The organism is Pararhizobium sp. LjRoot235, assembly GCF_964254145.1.
Lineage (GTDB): Bacteria > Pseudomonadota > Alphaproteobacteria > Rhizobiales > Rhizobiaceae > Pararhizobium.
Window position 1 is genome coordinate 71,169 of sequence record NZ_CAXUSP020000002.1, and the last position, 18,569, is coordinate 89,737.

Below are 18,569 nucleotides of genomic sequence, written 5' to 3' on the forward strand. Positions count from 1 at the left end.
TCCGATGGCGCAATGCGAGCAACCTGCTGGAGCCGCAGCCTCTCGCTTGAATCCCGTAGATTCCCGGGACTATCTCACTCTGAAAACTGCGACAGTTTGGCGAGGCTTTCCATTGTTTTGCGCTCCCAGTTTGCAGCACCCTGGTTGCGCGCAAACGCAATGGCCTCCTGAAACGAACCTTCGATATTATCTGCCGACGGATTGGTGCGCCGCAGCACTTCTGCCTTGAGCCTCAACAGCTCGGCGGTAAAATAATGTTCGCCCGTGTGGCTGACGAGCGTGAGCGCCTGGTTGAGCGTGGAGGCGGCGTTCTCGATATCGCCTGTTTCGAGATAGCAGTCGGCGAGCAGTCCAAGATAACAGGACTTGTCGATTTCCTGCTCGCCGAGATTGTCACATGTCTTGCGCATCTTCTCCAAACCACGCACATCGCCATTCGTTCGGGCCATGATAAACCCCTGGAAGAACGAGGCCATGTTCAGCCACATGCGAAATCCGTTCTCTTCCGCAAGCGGGATCAATTCGCCGATCATTTCCCGAAGCGGGCTGACGTCGTTGCGAAGAGCCATGAGAATACAGCCATTGCCGAGGCAAGCTGCAAGCCTGTAGGCGGAATGCTGGCGCGCGTTGATTTCGGCGGCGCGATACATTTGCAGCGCGGCCTCGTCGGAGCCGGCCAACTGCAGTGTCCAGGAGAGATAGAGCATCGTCATGCTCGGGAAATCGCTGCCGATCTCGCTTGCTCGAGCCTCGTATTGAAGAGATTGTTCGAGGTAGTCGCGTGCTTGCATGATATGCCCCTGGGCGAAGAGGCTCATGCCCTTGAACTGCAGTCCCAAGACCAGTGCCTTCAGATTGTTGCGGTTTCTGCCGATTTCGAGCAGTTGATCGCTCGCCCATTCCGCGTCTGAGAAGTGAGCAGAGTTGAAAGCCGTTCCGAAAAGCCCATCAAGAGCGCGGATCGGCGCATCGGAATCGTCTAGTTTTTCGCTGAGCCGCATGACATTGCGGTACGCGGCGCTCCCTTCCTTGGTGACATAGCCGAAGGTCGCATAGAGAACATCTCCTCGCTCCAGCTCGAGCCGCAATTCCTTCCGGTCGCGTTCGGCAGACGGCGGTAGTTTGGCAAGGCATGCCAGTCCATTTGCAAACATGTTCGCGGCCTCGACCTTAGCCCACGTTTTTCCAATATTGAGCCCGGCGGTCAGCCAGCAGTCGGCGGCCTGTTCGAACAATTCGGCCGCGGCGAAGTGCTGGGCGAGCACTTCAGGGTGCTCCGCCGCCAACCTCGGATGGATACGTTCGAGGGCTTCTGCGACTTTCTTGTGGAGTTCCCGGCATCTTTCGTGCAGCAGCGTGTCGTGCGCGGCTTCCTGTAACAGCGCGTGCGTGAATGTGTAGTATTGTCCGCTCGTCGCCAATTGCGGTGAAATCAGTCCCGACGATGTAAGATGCCGCAATGTCGAATTGAGTGCGGCGGGCGAAAGGTCGCAAAGGTGAGCAAGCAGGTTAAGATCGAATTCGCGTCCGATCACAGAGGCAATTTGGGCTATGGTCTTGCCGGATCCAAGCTTGTCCAGCCGCGAGAGGAGGGAGGATTGCAGCGAACTTGGAACCCCGACTGCGGGCCTTTGCGAACCTGATTCGACACGGTCGAAGGAAAGGCCCGTCTCCAAAGCGGCGCGCACCAGTTCCTCGACATAGAGCGGCACACCTTCAGCCCGGCTCAGAACCGAGATGCTGGTTTCATCCGGCACGCTTTTGCCTTTGGCAACGTTGGAAACAAGCGTCTGCGCCTCGGCGTCGTTCAGACGTTCCAACCTTATTCCATGCAGGTTTTCCGGCTCGGGCTGCGTCCGCAGTGACTTTTCGCGCGTGGTGACCAGGATGAGCATCGGAAAGGAGGTCGCTTCCCCGATGAGCGTTTCGAGAACCGCGCCCGACGAGGGATCGATCCATTGTTCGTCCTCGATCGACAGCAGGACCGGATTGATCCGCGAGACGGAATGCAGCCAGTCTATCAGGATTCTATGTGAAACATCCCGCTGCCGTGTGGATGTCAGCTCGGAGGCCAAGTAGCGGGTCTGGTCGATGGACAGCAATCCAGCAAATATCGGCACGGATTCGGACAGGGGGACATCGCTCGGTGCGAGCACCCCTTCCAGTTTTTCCAGACTTACATGGGCCGGATCGTCAGCATGGATGCCGGCATAGCGCTTGAGAAGCGTGAGGAAGGGGAACAGGGCGGTGTTGGAATAGGCGCTCGAGCACTGGAGCGTCAAATAGGTGCATCGCGGGATGCGGCGCTGGACTTCGAAAATCAGACGCGACTTTCCGATGCCGGGTTCCCCGGAGATCAAGGCTGTCTCGCCGCGATGGTCCGCAGCCACCCTGTGCCAAAGTTCGAGCAAACGGGTCATTTCCCGGCGACGACCGACCAGTTCGGTCAAGCGCGTCCGCTTTGCAAATCGGTTTTCGAGGACGCGCGGCTTTTCGACCCGCCAAACCTGTACCTGGTCGGAAAAGCCCTTCAGTGATTGCCGGCCGAGATCGGTAAAGACGAATGCGCCGGCTGCGGTCTCGTAGGTTTTTTGGTCCGTTAATACCGTCTGCGGATCGGCGAGCGTCTGGAGCCGCTGCGCCAGGTTGGGAATGGACCCCAACGCGACCGTGGAGACGCCGGCCGGCGCACCGAGAAAGTCGCCCACAACGACCAAGCCGCTGGCAACTCCAATACGAACCTGTAGGGGCAGGCCATCCGGCACCGGGATGCGAGGCACGAGGTTGAGAATGTCGAATGCGAGCTCAAGCGCCCGTTCCGCGTCATCCTCCTCCGCTATCGGGTAACCGAACAGGGCCTGGAGAGCGTCGCCGATATAGTTTGTGGCAATGCCGTTGTGGCTTTTCACTGCGCTGGTGCATCGTGCGAGATAGGTGCGCGTCAACCTGCTGAAGTCTTCCGGATCCATCCGAACCGCATATTCGGTTGAACCGACCAGATCGCAAAACAGGATTGTCAACTGACGGCGCTCGACCGTTGTCGGGGGCAATCGGCTGCCATCCTCTTCGTTGAGCAGCTTGATACCGGCGAGAATTTTCCTGCGTGGCCCCAAGGGGATCTGCATCTCCTGCAGATCCTGGTCCGACAGGAGACGAAGGCTGTCGAAGTCAATCTGGCATTCAGCGAATGTATCGGCGAGGTGGTCGAGCCTCAGTTGACCCAGCCATTTCCTGACGTTGTCCATCGAGACCCCCAGTGGAGCAGCTATGCCCTCGATCACTCTGCTTTCGGGTATCTTTTAGCGAACGATAACATGCCAGGGCGTTGTTTGCGAAGCCGTTCATCGGCTTCCCACGGCGTCAAGGAGGACCGAGTTTCAACCGCATCGTATGTCGGCGTATAGAAGCTGCCCTTTTTCCGCATATGCCGTGTCGCTTTGATCAAAGCACAGCCTCTTTGGAAGAAGACGGACAAGGTATCGCCTGCCGCATTGGGCGGGCAGGTCTATCCTGAACTCGCGCAAATCTGTCGAGGGCGTCGGTTCGGTAAACTTTGCGTGCCCGAAATAGGAGGCATTCCGGATGAGCAAAGCGCTGCCGGAGGTGCCAATTTCGCCGTCGATGGCAGTGAAATTCTCGCCTTTTGCTTCATCCAGATCTGGGTAGTCACCTGCCAGCGGCGCCCTTCCTGATGACGGGATGGCGACCGCCTTTACGGCTATATTGAAGCGGACGTCGTCTCTTTGCGGAACATTGCCGTAGCTGTTGCTGTAACGCCAACTGAGGCGAAGCAGGCGGTCGGCATTGACCTCGCCGGCTGGCGGTGCAAGCTCTGTAACGGAACTATTCAGCGGTTCGGACCCATCTCCCTGCGGTGAGCCAGGTGGCGGGCAGGGGGTGTAGAGGGGGCGATAACCGCATTCAGTGCCGCCCGCTCCCCACAGACAATTGCTCAGCTTCTCCCAGTCGGTCGAGCTGATTTCCGGTGCAACTGCCGACAGGTCGTTGCCTTTGGCGGGGAGCATCCAGGGATGGATCTTGCCCGGCCCCGAACGCAGCGCCCAGTCCGTCCGGTGGGTGTTGACAGCGGTCAACTCCAGTCGCTCCGCCCGCATTTCCAGAAGCTGCGCCCAGCTCGGGTCCGCGATGAACGGCGCGCGCGCGGTGGCGTCCGATGCGAAGCGCCGCCCCGTGATCTGCGTCGTCAACGTATGGCATTCGGTGCAGTTTCCCATCGGATCGCGCACGGTCTTGGCCTGCCGAAGCGAGGTCCCGTACGTGCTGGTATAGCCTGAACCGACAACCCGGAACGGCCTTTGCTCGTTGCGGGGCGTTTTGGGAAGGTAATCTCCCAGACTGAAGGCGGACGCTTCCCGGCCCTGCGCTCCGGCGCGATAGCCGACCCGTGCCTGCCCGATATGTGGATTGACGACATAGGGGTTCTTGTTGTCATGGCAGGCCGAGCATTCGATCTGGAACGTCGGATCGTAGAGCGCTTCCGCCTCCGCTCGGCCTTCGCGATCCGAATAGGAACGGCCGCCCGGGGGAACGAAGGTCTGTGTCCAGTCGAATTCGGCCCGGTCCTTGCGCCCGTCGAAGAACACGATCTCGCCCGTCAGACTGTTGAAACCAATCATCCCGAGTCGCGCGAATTTCGGGTTCGATTTTTGCCAGTAGGGTTCGGGTTCGATGCCGAGATGCGGCGTGGATTTACGGCAGAAAACCAGCCACTCGACGCTGCCCTTGACGATGCGGTTCAGCCGCGAATTCATGCCGCAATAGGTGGCGTTTCCCGCAAGCGATGGCTTGTCGCACTGCGCAATGCTCTCGGTCCATTTGACGATCTTGCCGTCTGCGCCGCGATGTTCGAATTCAAGCGGTTTGCCGACCTTGCCGGGATTGGGCTTCAGGTCGACGATATTGCCTTCGATTTCGAGCGGGATGGACTTTGCGTCGCCACCGGTGCAGTCGCCATCCGGAATCGGGCCGAACACGGCACGCGCTTCGTCGCCGAACCGGGTGATGATATCGTTGCTGGCAGATGCCGGAGCCCAGAGGACGTCTCCGTTCCAGCGCTGCGCGATCGCCGCAAATGCGCGCTGCTCAGGCGCTGCCCCGTCAGCGCTGACGAGCGTCATATCCGTCTTTTTGCGAAACGCTGCCGACAGCACCAGTTGCCGGCAGAGCTGGAAGCCTTGCAGGTCCCGGACATGCAGGCGATGCCTTTCGTCCTGCGGATGAGTCTCGAGGATCGGTCCGGGAGGGCGGACCGGAGCGATGCAGCCTGTCGCCCTGTCACAGCGGCCGTTGCGGTCACACGCCGATCCCCCGCTGGCCCGCAGCGCTTCTGCGGCCATGCGTGAGCCCAGCCGATGGATCGCGTCCGTACCGGCCTGTTCCGGCTGGTGCCAGCTCAAACCGATCGACAACACCGCCGCCGACATCGGGAGCAATAGGAAGCAGCTATTCCTCAAAAGCCATCTCCGAGCTTTACGGGGGCGATGTCGGTCCGGCCGATCAGCGTGCGCTTGCTTTCACGACCGCCCCGTCGACAACGAGCATCATCTTCGAGAACTTCCAGAGATTGCCGTCCCTGCGGAACGTCGTATGCAGGGTTGCGGTATAGTCAAGGACGGGCATGGGGAGTGCTGCGAACTGCACCGTAACCAATAGGGCCGTTTTTCCCTGCACGGTGTCGATGTCCACGGAATGGAGAAGCGTATTACTTTCCATGTGTCTGGTTTTGTATACGACTTTGTCTCTTTCGGCTTGGATCTCCTTTAGATAGTCTATCAGGTCTTGCTTGTTCTTTGTGATTTTGAGCTGAAATTCTCTGCCGTCGCACAGCTCGTAGATAACGCCGTCAAGAAGCAGAGTGTCGAGGCCGAGGGGTTTCCCTTCGTCTAGCGCCCAGAAGTAGCGATGAAGGAGGTCCATGATCAGTTGCCTGTCGGCCGGAGCAGGGTTCGTTACCGGCGAGACGGAGTAGATGGGGGGCATGCACTTCGGCGCCAGTGTTGCCGACGCCGGTGTCGTTGACTGCGCAGCGGCCGCAGCCGTAAAAGCGAGGAAAAAGGAAAATCCCAGCAATGTCTTGTGCGGCAAAGCGCGACTTGCATGGTTCTGGTTGATGGATGTCATGCCGTCCTCCTGTCGTTGCTGAATTGCACAACAGCGCTGACCGCGCGAAGACTCGTCAGAGCTGAAAATTTCTGGAATGCAGTAGATGCGCACAGATCCAGTGCAGCATCCGGTCAACAGGTTCCGCAATGAAACAGCCTTCGCCGCAAGCGCAGTCCATTCTCCTCCCGAACGATCATGTGGGTTCTGCTATCTTGCTTGTCGGGGAGAATAGTGTCCCGGCTGCTGTATACCGAGGGGTCGATCTGATCATTGGCAAAGAGTTCCGAGACGAAGGCGGCTGCCGCCGCTTCCGGGCTGGCGGGCTCCAGCGATCTGCCGTCCGGCCCGGCGCTGCGCGCAATGAAAGATGATGTTCGGGCTCCCGCGTCGACAAGCAGCGGCTCGCCAAGACCGGCCTGCAACGCCGGAATGGACACTGCAACCAGTTCGGAAAGCGGGAAAGGCTCCTCAGGATTGACGGCGGCGATGCCCGATGCCGTTTGCCGCGACCGAATGGCGGCGGCGGTTTCGCCGGAAAGAATTAAACGGCGAACGAAGATGTCCAGCAGGATTGCCGAACACTGTGCATTGATCGGCGCGCTTTCCTCAACCATCCGGCGGGCGACCTCGGCAAAGTAATACGTCACGGCGGTGGATCGGCTGACGCCCGCGGCGATGAAATCCCGCATCTGCACGCTGACATGGAGCAGTTCGTCCGGCGTGGGTGCGCTGCTGTCAGCGGCGTGATAATCGAGAAAGGTGCAAAGCGCCTCGAACAACGCTCCGGTAAAGATCCGCGAAAAGGAATGCGGGTTGGACGAAAGAGACGCTGTGAGCTCTTCCGGGTCAAGGCTGAACGGGTCGCAGTAGTTGAAGCCGTTCCAGGCGTTGCGCAGGCAATTGGCATCGGCGAGGTGAGCATCCTCGCCATGAAGCGTTATTCCGAATTGCTCCGCCAGCCGCGTAAGCCGCGAATTGCAGTAAAGCCGCCCTTGGGTTTCGGCCAGGATGGAGGTGCGCAGCGACGGCAGTTGCAAGGCCGACAGGATGGCATTCATGTCGCCGAATGATTCGTGAAAGGCCGCGATCTCCGGGACGCCTCTGTCCCAAAGATCCGGTTTCATCGTGTCCAGGATCGCATGTCCCAGCTCGTGGCTGAGCGTATCGGGGCTTGCTCCGGTGTAAACCACCGTCTGGTCGGGCAGGGTCCTGTGGTAGAAATTCAGCGACGTTCGATTGTAGTCGGCGTCCAATTCCTCCCACCTGTCGAGGTTTACTCCAAGGATATCGCCGCACTGCCAGCGATTTCCAAGTTTCGGCTCCCAGAAATCAACGCTCCTTCGCAGGGCCTCGGCGGCATTCCAGTACCGGAATTCCGCAGTGCCGGTTTGATCGCTTCGGGGCGGTTCAGCCACATCGAACTCATAGACGAAAGGCGGCTTGGTTATGTCCGGCAAAGGGACCGTGGTCAGCGTGCCGCTTGCGGGATCGTCCTCCCACACGGTGATACCGGCCGTGACCGCGAAGTCATTGGTCTCGTCTGGCATAACTCCCTCCTGATCGCGTCTGCCGCCGGGCAGAACCTCATCGTGGAAATTGAACTGTCATGCGCTTTGAGAACGCGGAGAAACCCGCAGGCCATAGTGTGTGAAAAGCCGGATATGTTTGGTCGCCGTCAGATTCCCAGTCATCCCCCGATTAGACGCGACAATGTTCTTCCCGCCTCGCGTTATTCGCGAATGACTTTATTACAAATTACGCAGATTGGCCACCCTGTGTCTGATCTGTGGTTGTTCCCACAATGGCACACAACGCAGTAGCGTGCTCTTCACAACGGGATGTGTTTGCGTTAGAAACCTCTCGAAATCCGGTCGCAGCCCACCCGGTCAAAACAAGGGATATCACGTTATGAAAACCATCGTCATCTGCTCCGGCGGATTGGACTCCGTTTCGCTTGCCCATAAGGTCGCCGCGGAACATCAGCTTGTCAGCCTTCTCTCCTTCGACTACGGACAGCGGCACCGCAAGGAACTGGACTTCGCTGCCGCCTGTGCAAAGCGGCTTGGCGTCGCCCATCAGATCATCGACATCCGGAATATCGGCAGCCATCTCACCGGGTCGGCCCTGACAGATGACGTCGACGTTCCAGACGGGCACTATGCCGAGGAATCGATGAAAGCCACCGTCGTTCCGAACCGCAACGCGATCATGCTCGCCATCGCCTTTGGCCTTGCCGCCGCGCAGAAGGCCGATGCCGTTGCGGTTGCCGTGCATGGTGGCGACCATTTCATCTATCCCGACTGCCGGCCGGGCTTCATCGATGCGTTTCAAGCGATGCAAAACCAGGCGCTCGATGGCTATGCAAGTGTTTCGCTTTATGCGCCCTACGTCACCACCTCCAAAGCAGACATCGTGGCCGATGGCGCAAAGAACGGCACGCCGTTTGCCGAGACCTGGTCATGCTACAAGGGTGGAGCGCGCCATTGCGGCCGTTGCGGGACCTGCGTCGAACGGCGCGAGGCTTTTCATCTCGCAGGGGTCGATGATCCAACCGACTACGATGATCCGCTTTTCTGGAAGATTGCGACTGCCGGCTTCAATGCCGAGGAGGTGAAATAATGTTCCGCATCACCAAGGAATTTCACTTCTCTGCCTCGCATCAGCTGATCCATCTTCCGGCCGACCACCAATGCGCCCGGCTGCACGGGCACAATTATATCGTCGAGGTGGAGCTTTCGGCCGCCGAACTCGATGAAAACGGTTTTGTCAGGGATTATCATGAACTCGCGCCGCTCAAAAGCTACATCGATGACAGTTTCGACCATCGGCATCTGAACGACGTTCTTGGCCATGACCGGGTCACGTCGGAATGCCTGGCGAAACATTTCTATGACTGGTGCAAGGAGCGTCTCCAGGAAACCTCGGCCGTGCGCGTCAGCGAAACGCCGAAGACGTGGGCGGAATACCGGCCATGACCGCCGCCCACGAGGCGCAGATCCGCGTCAGCGAAATCTTCGGGCCGACGATCCAGGGGGAGGGCATCTTGATCGGCCTGCCGACCGTCTTTGTCAGGACCGGCGGCTGCGATTACCGCTGCTCGTGGTGTGATACGCTGCATGCGGTTGATAGTGACTACCGCGATCAATGGCGCCCGATGTCGGCCGACGAGATTTGGCAGGAAGTCAGCAGGCTTTCCGGCAATAGACCGCTCACGGTTTCCCTATCCGGTGGCAACCCGGCGATCCAGCCACTCGGTACGCTCATCAAGCGCGGACATCGCGACGGTTATCGTTTTGCGCTCGAAACGCAGGGCAGCATTGCAAAGGATTGGTTTGCCGATCTCGATGTTCTCGTGCTCAGCCCGAAACCACCGTCAAGCGGCATGGAAACGGATTGGGATGCGTTCGACACCTGTCTGCGAATGGCAGGCGAAAAACCGCAGATCGCGCTGAAGGTCGTTGTCTTCGACGATCGCGACTATCTTTATGCGCAAGCAGCCGCAGCGCGCTATCCCGATCTGCCGGTTTATCTGCAACCTGGCAATCACACGCCGCCGCCGCCAAATGACGACGATGCAAGGGTCGATATTGATGGCATCATGGACCGAATGCTCTGGCTGGTCGACAAGGTGACCGGGGATCGTTGGTTCGAAGCACGCGTGCTGCCGCAGCTGCACGTGCTGCTCTGGGGCAACAAACGCGGCGTCTGAGTTTTCCCTTCGACCGGGCCTTTGCGAAGGAGCAGATCGCTAGGTGCGCGGCATTCCGGCCGGCCTCAGATGTTTGCGCAGCGCGGCAATGCGGAAGATCGCGTTTGCCGCGCCATAACCGCGATAGCCTTTACGTTCGACGATTTCGAAGAAAAAACCTTCGCCGAAGGTCGGGCTGTAGAGCTGGAAATACTCGCCGTGCGTGTCGCGGTCGTACAGGATATTGTGCATCCTCAGCTGCTCGCTCATCTGCGGATCAAGCCCGAATCGCGCTTCGAGATCGTCGTAGTAATTCGGCGAAATCGCCAGGGAAACAAAGCCGTTCGCCGAGAGCGCTGCCGCCGTCGCAAAGATATCGTCGGTCCTGAACGCCAGGTGCTGGATGCCGGAACCGAAAGTCTCGGCGATGAAGCGGCCGGCAAGCGTATTGCGGTTTTCAGCGCCGTTCATGGTGATGCGCAACGATCCTGCGGAATTTTCCACGACCTGGCTGCGGACAATACCCGATGGATCGATGATGTCGACAACCGGCGTCTTGTGTGCGTCCAGCAGGGATGTGTAGAAGAGCAGCCACGTCAGCAGTTCGTCATATTGCATGGTCTGGGCAAGGTGATCGATCACCTTCAGGCCCGCCGGCGACACCGTTGCCGTATTCTCTATGGGCTCGAATTCCACATCCCATATGCGCGCAAGCGCGCTTTTACGATCGAGGAAATAGACGATGCCACCGCCGACGCCGCGCACGGCCGGCATTTCGATCTCGCCAGGATCGAGCGGCTGCGCGAAGGATTCGGCGCCAAGCGCTACGGCACGGCTGTGCGCAGCTTTGGCGTCGTTGACGCGCAGGCCTATGGCATAGGCGGACGTGCCATGCACGAGATACGAAGAGGCGGCGAAGCCGCGGCTTTCCGTGTTTACTACGAGATTTATGTCCCCCTGGCGGAAGACTGCGACATCCTTGGTCTTGTGCTTCGCTGCCTTGCGGAACCCGAGTGTCCCAATAAGCGCCTCAAGCTGCGGCGCTTCCGCTTCATCGATCGCAAACTCGATGAAGGCGACACCCTCAACGGTAGCCCGCGCCGGCATGTCCGGCACGGCGAGGACGCTTTCGGGTTCAGCACGCCGCACCTGGTCGCCGAGATCGAGCAGCGAGCGATAGCCATCGAGGGCGATCGCCTTGGGGGATCCGCCGCGGAACTGGTCGTTGAAGATCTCCAGCGACAGGTAGCCGTCATAACCGGTGGCCGCCACGGCGCGCATGAAGTCGAGCACAGGCAGGTCGCCTTCACCCGGCATGTTGCGGAAATGCCGGCTCCAGTAAAGCAGATCCATGTCGATCAGCGGCGCGTCGGCAAGCTGAATGATGAAGATCTTTTCCTTCGGGATCGAGCGGATCGAGTTAACGTCGATCTTGCGCGAGAGCGTGTGGAAGCTATCGAGGATGAGGCCGATGTTCGGATGGTCGGCACGGCGGACGATTTCCCAGGCATCGCGATGATCGTTGATGTGGCGGCCCCAGGCGAGTGCCTCGTAGCCGACGCGCAGTCCGCGTTTGGCCGCCCGGTCGCCGAGCTCATGAAAGTCCGCCGCGGCCCGATCCAGACCGCCGATCGCCGCCGACGAGACATTGGAGCAGACGAGCACCAGGTCGGTGCCCATTTCCTGCATCAGGTCGAATTTCCGCTCGGCCCGGTCGAAGGTTCGGCTGCGCAATGGTTCCGGCATGCCTTCGAAATCGCGGAACGGCTGGAACAGGGTGATCTCCAGCCCGTAGTCGCGCACCATACGACCGACATCGCGTGGACTTTCATCAAAGACCAGGAAATCATTCTCGAAGATCTCGACGCCGTCGAAGCCGGCCTTGGCGATGGCGTCCAGCTTGTCGCGCAGATCTCCACTGAGAGAGACGGTTGCGATCGAAGTCTTCATCTCGGTCTCCTCGGCTGCGGCTCAGGCGGTCAAAGCCTTGAAATGGGCGAGCATGCGGGCGGCATCGGGCTCGCGTCCGGTGAAGAGGCGAAAGGCGCCCACGGCCTGGAAAACAGCCATGCCGCCGCCGTCGAGCGTGTTGCAGCCGCGCCGCCTTGCCTCAGCGAGGAGCTCGGTCTCCAGGGGGAAGTAAACGACCTCGGCGACCCAATGGCGGGGCTCCAGCATTTCGGCGGGAAGGGGCATCCCGGGGTATTTCTCCATGCCCGTTGGTGTCGCGTGGATCAGGCCGGTGGCGGCTTTCATCGCGCAAGCGAGATCGCCTCCAGCACGGACGTCCGCATCCGGAAAAAGGGCGGACATGCTTGTGGCCAGCGTTTCGGCGCGGTCGGTCTCCCGGTCGAAAACGATCAGCGACCTGAGACCGAGCGAGAGGATCGCATAGGCAGTGGCGACACCGGCACCGCCGGCACCAAGCTGTACGGCGGACGAAAGGTCGGCATTGGGTAGGCCGCGGCGAAAGCTCTCAGCAAAACCCCACCAGTCGGTGTTGTGGCCATGGCGGCGGCCACCCTTCAGCACAACCGTGTTTACCGCGCCGAGATCGCGGGCTTCGTCCGACAGCTCATCGAGGAAAGGGATGATCAGCTGCTTGCAGGGATGGGTGACGTTCAGGCCGGAAAGGCCTTTGAGCTCCGCCTCCCGCAGGAGTTGCGGCAAGTCCGCGGGCGTCGCGCCACGCTGGTTGAGATCGATCAGCTCATAGGCATAGGACAGGCCCTGTGCTGCACCTTCGCGCATATGCATTGCAGGCGTCAGTGAGGCCTGGATGCCGGCGCCGATCAATCCGGCCTTTAGCGGTTTGAGGAGTGTCTCGGTCATCTCAACTGGTTCCATTGATCGGGGGACGCCGGCCCGCCGTTTATGCAGGCCGGCGGCAAGCTTATTGTCCGCGCACGGCGCCCAGTTCCTTGAACAGGGCGGCGACGGTATCGGCCCCGATTTCGGTGCTGAACCTGTCGATCACCGGCTTGACCGCTTCGCGCAGCTTCTGCGTTTCTTCGGCCGAGAGTTCGCTGACTTCCATGCCGGTCGCCTTGATCTCAGCGATCGCCTTTGCGTCGAGTTCGCGCGAAACCTTGCGCTGATAGTCGCGGGCTTCCATGGCGGCCGACTGGAAGACGGCCCTTTCCTCGTCGTTGAGGTCGTCCCAGAACTTCTTGCTGATCAGCACGATCTGCGGGTTGTACTGGTGACGGGTCACCGTCATGTACTTCTGCACTTCATAGAACTTGGCGTTGAGGATATTGGCCGCCGGGTTTTCCTGACCATCCACCGTGCCGGTCTCCAGCGCGGTGTAGAGCTCGGTGTAGGGCAGCGGCACGGCATTGGCGCCGAGGCTGTTGAACAGCTCGATCGGGATCGGCGACTGGATCGTGCGGATCTTCAGGCCCTTGATATCCTCAAGCTTGGTGACCGGATGACGGTTGTTGGTGAGATTGCGGAAGCCGAGCTCCCAATAGGCAAGGCCGACGAGGCCGGTGTCTGGCAGGCGCTCCATCAGGCTCGTGCCGAAAGCACCGTCCATCACCTTGTCGGCTTCCTCGCCATTGTTGAAGAGGAAGGGCAGATCGACGGCGCCGAACTCCTTGACGTTGCCCGCGAGAATGCCGGCGTTCAGCACCGTCATCTCGATCACGCCGCCCTGAAGAGCCGAAACGGTCTGCACGTCGCCGCCGAGCACGCCGCCGGGAAAGAGCTTGACCTCTATCTTGCCGCCGCTCTTGGCCGAGATGAGTTCGGCAAACTTCTCCATGCCGGTCACCTGCGGGTGGCCTTTATTGTTGGCGGCCGCGAATTTGAGCTGGTGCTCGCGGATTTCGGCAAGCGCCGGACCGGCGGTGAGCAATGCGAAGGGAACGGCAAGGCCAAGGGCCAGTTTCATCAGTCTATTCAACATGTCTTCCTCCCGAATTTGGCCGGGTTCTCCCATCGGCCGATTGAATTGCATTTGCAGGTATTAGTGTCCGAACCAGGAGACCGGGACGGTCACCAGTTGCGGGAACAGGACGAGCAGGAGAAGCACGATCAGTTCGGCGATCAGGAAGGGCATCACGCCCTTCATCAGCTCTTCCATGTTCAGTTTGGAGACGCCGCAGATCACGTTCAGGACCGTGCCGACCGGCGGCGTGATCAGGCCGATCGCGTTGTTGATGATGAACAGGACGCCGAAATAGACCGGATCGATGCCCGCCTCCTTGATGATCGGCATCAAAACGGGCGTCATGATCAGGATCGTCGGCGTCATGTCCATCGCAGTGCCGACGAGGACGACAAGACCCATGATCGCAAGCAGCAGCAGCGTATGATTGTCCATCAGCGGTTCAACGAGCCTTGCCAGATCGCCCGGGACGTCCGCAACCGTGATCAGCCAGGCCGAAACGGCGGCGCAGGCGACCAGGAACATCACCACCGCGGTGATCTTCGCTGCGGCCACGAAGACGTGAAACAGCTTTGATGGCGGCAGTTCGCGGTAGATCACCATCGACACGAACAGCGAGTAGACCGCCGCGACGACGCCGGCTTCCGTCGGCGTGAAGACCCCGAACTTCAGCCCGATGATGATGATCAGCGGCAGCATGAGCGCCCAGATGCTGTCGAGGAATGCCTTCAGCCGCACCGCACCGCTTTGTTTGGCCGGCAACGCGAACTGCTCCTTGCGGGCCACGATCATCCAGGTGGCGCAGAGCGCTCCCGCAATCATCAACCCCGGGAAAATGCCGGCGAGAAACAGCTTGGTGATCGAAACACCACCGACCACGCCATACAGGATGAAACCGATGGAGGGCGGGATGATCGGGCCGATAATGGACGCGGATGCAAGGAGGCCGCCGGTGCGGGCCGGATCGTGACCGGACTTCAGCATCATTGGGAACAGCAGTGCGCCCAGTGCCGCCGCATCCGCCACGGCCGAGCCGGACAGGCTGGAAAGAATGCAGGCGGCGAAGATTGCCACGAAGCCGAGGCCGCCGCGGATATGGCCGACCATCGTCATGGCGAGATCGACGATGCGGCGAGATAGGCCGCCCGTGTTCATGACTTCGCCGGCCAGAAGGAAGAACGGCACAGCCATCAGCGGAAAGCTGTCAGCACCGTTCAAGACGTTCTGCGCAACGATCTGCGCATCGAACATGCCGAGATACATCATCAAGGCAACGCCGCTGATGATCAGCGCGAAGGCAATCGGTACGCCGAGCGCCATGGGGCCAAGCAGGGCACCGAGAAAAATCGTGACGGTCATGGCGCGCTCCTCAAGGTTTCACGGTCGGCTGGGCCAGCGCCGGCGCGACATCATCATCGAGTGCGATTTGATCTTCGCTGTCGCGCACCAACTCCGCCGTCGTAACATCGATGCGGCCGGTGGCGACTGCAAAGGCGTCCCACAGGATGATCAGGAAGGCGGGAATGCCGAAAGCGAGGCCGGCGCCATAGAAAACACCCATGGAAATGCCGGTGGCTGGTGCGGCGACGTGCAGGTTTATTACCGCCTGCGCCCAGCTTCCGCTGATCATCAGCCATGTTGCCCACAGCATGAGCGCGTGTCCTGCGAGGACCGCTGCTTTGGCACCGCGGGCAGGCAGCCGCCTGAGCAGGGAATCGACCCCGAGATGCGCATGCTCCCGCATGGCGACGACGGCGCCCAGGAAGGTCAGCCAGACAAAGAAGGTGCGCGACAGCTCTTCGGAGTAGGTGATGCCGGTGTTCAAGGCGTAGCGCAGGACGACGTTTCCGAAGACGAGCACGACCATGCCCGCAAGAAGCAGCGCGATCGCGGCCTTCAGCACCAGAAAACAGAATTCGATTATCCGGACCATTCGCTCCTCCAAGTGGTTCGCCGCGCCTCGCGGCGTCATGGCCGTCATCGGTCACGACAGCCAGCCTATACGGCGGAAGCTACGGCCACTCCTCCAAGCTTTCGTAGCATGCTCTAAAATGTACTAACTAGTTCGGATGTCAAGTGCTATAACTTGAAAGACGTGCCCAAGCTCAATAAGACTATCGTCAGTACGCGGAGCGGGCGCTGGCATGTTTGCCATTCGCGTTGAAAATCAGGAATCTAGCGGGGGAGAAGCGGCGAGGGATGGCGATACGACCAGAAAATGGACGAAAAAACGATCCACAGCGAACGAAGGAAGATATCCTGATCGTTGCCACGGAGGAGTTCGCCACCCATGGCCTCGCCGGCGCACGCGTGGATTCCATCGCCGAGAAAACCCGCACGTCCAAGCGGATGATCTACTATTATTTCGACAGCAAGGAGGCGCTCTATCTCGCCGTCCTTGAGCGTTCGTACCGGAAGATCCGCACGCTCGAAGAGGACCTGAAACTATCCAGCCTGGAGCCGGAGGAGGCACTGAGAACGCTGGTATCCACCACGTTCGACCATGATGAGGCAAACCCGGATTTCGTCCGCCTGGTCAGTATCGAAAACATCCATCACGCCGCGCATATGCTGCGCTCCGAGGCTATCCGCGATCTCAATGTCTCCGTCATTGAGACGATCGCAGGAATTCTAGACCGCGGTGTCGCGCAGGGCGTATTCCGCCGCAATGCTGACCCGATCGACATTCACATGCTCATCAGCGCCTTCTGCTTCTTCCGGGTATCCAACCGCTACACGTTCGGGACGATCTTCCGCCGTGACCTGTCCGAGCCCGAAACGGCGAAGCGGCACAAGGCACTGATCGCCGATGCCGTCATAAGCTATTTGAAGGGCTGAGCTGGCAGTCAGTTTGGTGCACGGATGAAGCAGCAGGGTACAGAGGACTAACCCGAAGCGTTGCGCAACCGATCGCGCAGAAGCGTCAACCCGATGAGCGCGAGAAGTGAGAAAGCGGCGCCGACCAGGAACGTGCCCTGCAGCCCCACCATGTCCCATAGGATGCCGGCGATGACGCTTGCAAGCAGCAACGCGACACCGGTGACGAGATTGAACATGCCGAAGCCGGTGCCCCGGAGTTCCGGCGGCACGGCGTCGGCAATCAGGGTTGCGAACAAGCCCTGCGTGAACCCCATGTGCAATCCCCAGAGCACGACGCCGGCAATCAGGCCGGCTATGCCGGGCACAAGCGCGAGCAGCACGTCCGCCGCAATGAGCAAGAGAAGGCCGATTGCCAGCACCGCGACCCGGTTCATGCGGTCGGACAATGCACCTGCGGGATAGGCCGACAGCGCATAGGCGATGTTCATCACGACGAGGATGGCTGGAATGAGCATGAACGGCAGGCCGTCCGACTGAGCACGCAGCACAAGGAAAGCCTCGCTGAAGCGCGCCAGGGTAAACACGCTGGCGATAACGACGACCCACCAATAGGTCGCGCCAAGGCGACCGAGTTCGTCGCGGTGCAACGGCATGCGGACGCGGCGCAATCCCTCCGCTCGTTTCGGCTCCTTCACAGCGACGATAAGCAGTACAACGGCCAGAAACGCCGGGATGACGGCGACCCAGAATACCGCCTGGAAGTGATCTGCCGTCAGCCACATCAGGCCGATGGCGAGAAGCGGTCCGAGAAAAGCGCCGATCGTATCGAGCGATTGGCGCAGGCCGAAGCTCGCACCGCGCAGATGCGGGGGAGCGATGTCGGCGACGAGCGCGTCGCGCGGGGCGCCGCGAATGCCCTTTCCGACGCGATCGATGAAACGGGCGGCAACGAGCCATCCAACCGTTGGCGCGAGCGGAAAGATCGGCTTGGTGAGGGCGGCGAGACCGTAGCCGATGACAGCGAGGACTTTGCGCTTGCCGAGCCAGTCGCTGAGCGCCCCGGAAAATACCTTGGTGATCGAAGCAGTCGCCTCCGCGACCCCCTCAATGATGCCCACAGCGAGCGCCGACGTTCCAAGCACCGTCACCATATAAACCGGTAGCAAGGCGTGGATCATCTCCGATGAGATATCCATCAGCATCGATACGAAACCGAGTGCCCAAATTCCCGCCGGTATGGACCGCACGCCATCCTGCGGTTGCGAGATGTTAGTCGTCACTCGATTGCCTCCGGGCGTCAGTCATCTGTTTTCGTCGTGAGTATCGAGGACCCGACGGGCGTAGGCATCGAGCAGTTCTTCGCAAACCGCAACCGCGCCATAGCGTCCTCAGCCAGGGCGACTCCGTAGAAGTCGAGCTTGCGGAGTACTGTAACGGCCGTAACATTTCAATTGCAATGACTGGCTAGTTTGGGTCCGCGGTCCGTGAGACGTGCGGCTTCGCTGTCGCTCGGATACTGTATGGTGGGGGTATAGTATGAGTCACACACAGACCCACAAGGGCCAACTCGTCGCCAGGGTCCGGCGCATCGCCGGCCAGGTGGCCGCCATCGAGCGGGCGCTTGAAACCGAGACCGGATGCGCGGTCGTCCTGCAACAGTCGCTGCCGCGCGCGGGGCGATCAATGGGCTGGTGGACGAGATCATCGAGGATCATTTGCGCGAGCATGTCGCCCATCCAGGCATCGGACGCACGGTATGGCCCCGACAACACTGCGCCGGCATCTTACAACGCTTGTGGACGCAGGTTTCATCATCCGCAACGACAGCCCGAACGGCAAGCGATATGCCCGCAAGGGGAGGGGCGATCGAACAGGCTTTTGGTTTCAGCGTTGCGCCGCTCGTCGCGCGTGCGAGCGAGAGCGCTTGCCGCCGAGGCCGAAGCTGATCACCAGGAATTGCGCATCGTTCGCGAGCGGCTGTCGCTGTGCCGGCGTGACGTTTCCAAGCTGATCGAGACCGCGATCGAGGAGGCGATCGTTTTATCA

Annotated in this window: 14 protein-coding genes and 2 pseudogenes; 6 read left to right on the forward strand and 10 right to left on the reverse strand. The window is 60.2% G+C overall.

Annotation, left to right across the window (positions count from 1 at the left end; genetic code table 11):
- Positions 1-74: 74 nt before the first annotated feature.
- The 4 genes from ACSQ2Z_RS20940 to ACSQ2Z_RS20955 form a co-directional block, all read right to left on the reverse strand.
- Complete coding sequence (locus ACSQ2Z_RS20940; RefSeq protein WP_436083205.1) at positions 75-3,245, reverse strand: ATP-binding protein; 3,171 nt, start codon at positions 3,243-3,245, stop codon at positions 75-77.
- Positions 3,246-3,377: 132 nt separating this feature from the next.
- On the reverse strand, positions 3,378-5,474 hold the full coding sequence (locus ACSQ2Z_RS20945; protein WP_436083206.1) for a hypothetical protein: 2,097 nt from the start codon (positions 5,472-5,474) through the stop codon (positions 3,378-3,380).
- A 43-nt stretch (positions 5,475-5,517) separates the two neighbouring features.
- A complete protein-coding gene (locus ACSQ2Z_RS20950) occupies positions 5,518-6,141 on the reverse strand; it encodes a nuclear transport factor 2 family protein (RefSeq protein ID WP_436083207.1) in 624 nt (207 codons plus the stop codon).
- 113 nt (positions 6,142-6,254) lie between these two features.
- A complete protein-coding gene (locus tag ACSQ2Z_RS20955) occupies positions 6,255-7,670 on the reverse strand; it encodes a hypothetical protein (RefSeq protein WP_436083208.1) in 1,416 nt (471 codons plus the stop codon).
- A gap of 361 nt (positions 7,671-8,031) precedes the next feature.
- On the opposite strand from ACSQ2Z_RS20955, the gene queC reads away from it, so the two are divergent.
- The 3 genes from queC to queE are packed head-to-tail and all read left to right on the forward strand — an operon-like array spanning position 8,032 to position 9,832.
- Positions 8,032-8,742, forward strand: a complete 711-nt coding sequence (queC, locus tag ACSQ2Z_RS20960) for a 7-cyano-7-deazaguanine synthase QueC (protein ID WP_436083209.1) — start codon at positions 8,032-8,034, stop codon at positions 8,740-8,742.
- Entirely contained in the window at positions 8,742-9,098 is a 357-nt protein-coding gene (queD, locus tag ACSQ2Z_RS20965) for a 6-carboxytetrahydropterin synthase QueD (RefSeq protein ID WP_436083210.1), read from the forward strand. The genes queC and queD overlap by 1 nt, the downstream gene beginning before the upstream one ends.
- Positions 9,095-9,832 (forward strand): 7-carboxy-7-deazaguanine synthase QueE, encoded by a 738-nt coding sequence (gene queE, locus ACSQ2Z_RS20970; protein ID WP_436083211.1) that lies wholly within the window; start codon positions 9,095-9,097, stop codon positions 9,830-9,832. Before queD ends, queE begins: the two co-directional genes overlap by 4 nt.
- Positions 9,833-9,871: 39 nt before the next feature.
- Here the strand turns inward: queE and ACSQ2Z_RS20975 are convergent, their stop codons facing one another.
- From ACSQ2Z_RS20975 to ACSQ2Z_RS20995, 5 genes are all read right to left on the reverse strand, one after another.
- Positions 9,872-11,761, reverse strand: coding sequence for a bifunctional sugar phosphate isomerase/epimerase/4-hydroxyphenylpyruvate dioxygenase family protein (locus tag ACSQ2Z_RS20975; RefSeq protein WP_436083212.1), 1,890 nt, complete (start codon positions 11,759-11,761; stop codon positions 9,872-9,874).
- 21 nt (positions 11,762-11,782) lie between these two features.
- The gene (locus ACSQ2Z_RS20980; protein WP_436083213.1) at positions 11,783-12,643 is read right to left on the reverse strand and encodes a shikimate dehydrogenase; all 861 of its coding nucleotides are present in this window, start codon (positions 12,641-12,643) and stop codon (positions 11,783-11,785) included.
- Between the two features lie 61 nt (positions 12,644-12,704).
- On the reverse strand, positions 12,705-13,721 hold the full coding sequence (locus ACSQ2Z_RS20985; RefSeq protein ID WP_436083214.1) for a TRAP transporter substrate-binding protein: 1,017 nt from the start codon (positions 13,719-13,721) through the stop codon (positions 12,705-12,707).
- Positions 13,722-13,781: 60 nt separating this feature from the next.
- Positions 13,782-15,062 carry a TRAP transporter large permease subunit gene (locus ACSQ2Z_RS20990; RefSeq protein ID WP_436083215.1) on the reverse strand — a complete coding sequence of 427 codons (1,281 nt, stop codon included), beginning with the start codon at positions 15,060-15,062 and terminating at the stop codon, positions 13,782-13,784.
- Positions 15,063-15,072: 10 nt separating this feature from the next.
- Positions 15,073-15,636 carry a TRAP transporter small permease gene (locus tag ACSQ2Z_RS20995; protein ID WP_436083216.1) on the reverse strand — a complete coding sequence of 188 codons (564 nt, stop codon included), beginning with the start codon at positions 15,634-15,636 and terminating at the stop codon, positions 15,073-15,075.
- Between the two features lie 266 nt (positions 15,637-15,902).
- On the opposite strand from ACSQ2Z_RS20995, the gene ACSQ2Z_RS21000 reads away from it, so the two are divergent.
- On the forward strand, positions 15,903-16,541 hold the full coding sequence (locus tag ACSQ2Z_RS21000) for a TetR/AcrR family transcriptional regulator (protein WP_436083217.1): 639 nt from the start codon (positions 15,903-15,905) through the stop codon (positions 16,539-16,541).
- 47 nt (positions 16,542-16,588) lie between these two features.
- Here ACSQ2Z_RS21000 and ACSQ2Z_RS21005 read toward each other — a convergent pair whose 3' ends face one another.
- On the reverse strand, positions 16,589-17,803 hold the full coding sequence (locus tag ACSQ2Z_RS21005) for an MFS transporter (RefSeq protein ID WP_436083218.1): 1,215 nt from the start codon (positions 17,801-17,803) through the stop codon (positions 16,589-16,591).
- A 256-nt stretch (positions 17,804-18,059) separates the two neighbouring features.
- Between ACSQ2Z_RS21005 and ACSQ2Z_RS21010 the strand changes: the two are divergent.
- Together ACSQ2Z_RS21010 and ACSQ2Z_RS21015 are read left to right on the forward strand one after the other, a co-directional pair.
- Positions 18,060-18,134 (forward strand): annotated as a pseudogene (locus ACSQ2Z_RS21010) (metal/formaldehyde-sensitive transcriptional repressor); the annotation flags it as partial.
- 133 nt (positions 18,135-18,267) lie between these two features.
- Positions 18,268-18,560 (forward strand): annotated as a pseudogene (locus ACSQ2Z_RS21015) (helix-turn-helix domain-containing protein); the annotation flags it as partial.
- Positions 18,561-18,569: the final 9 nt, after the last annotated feature.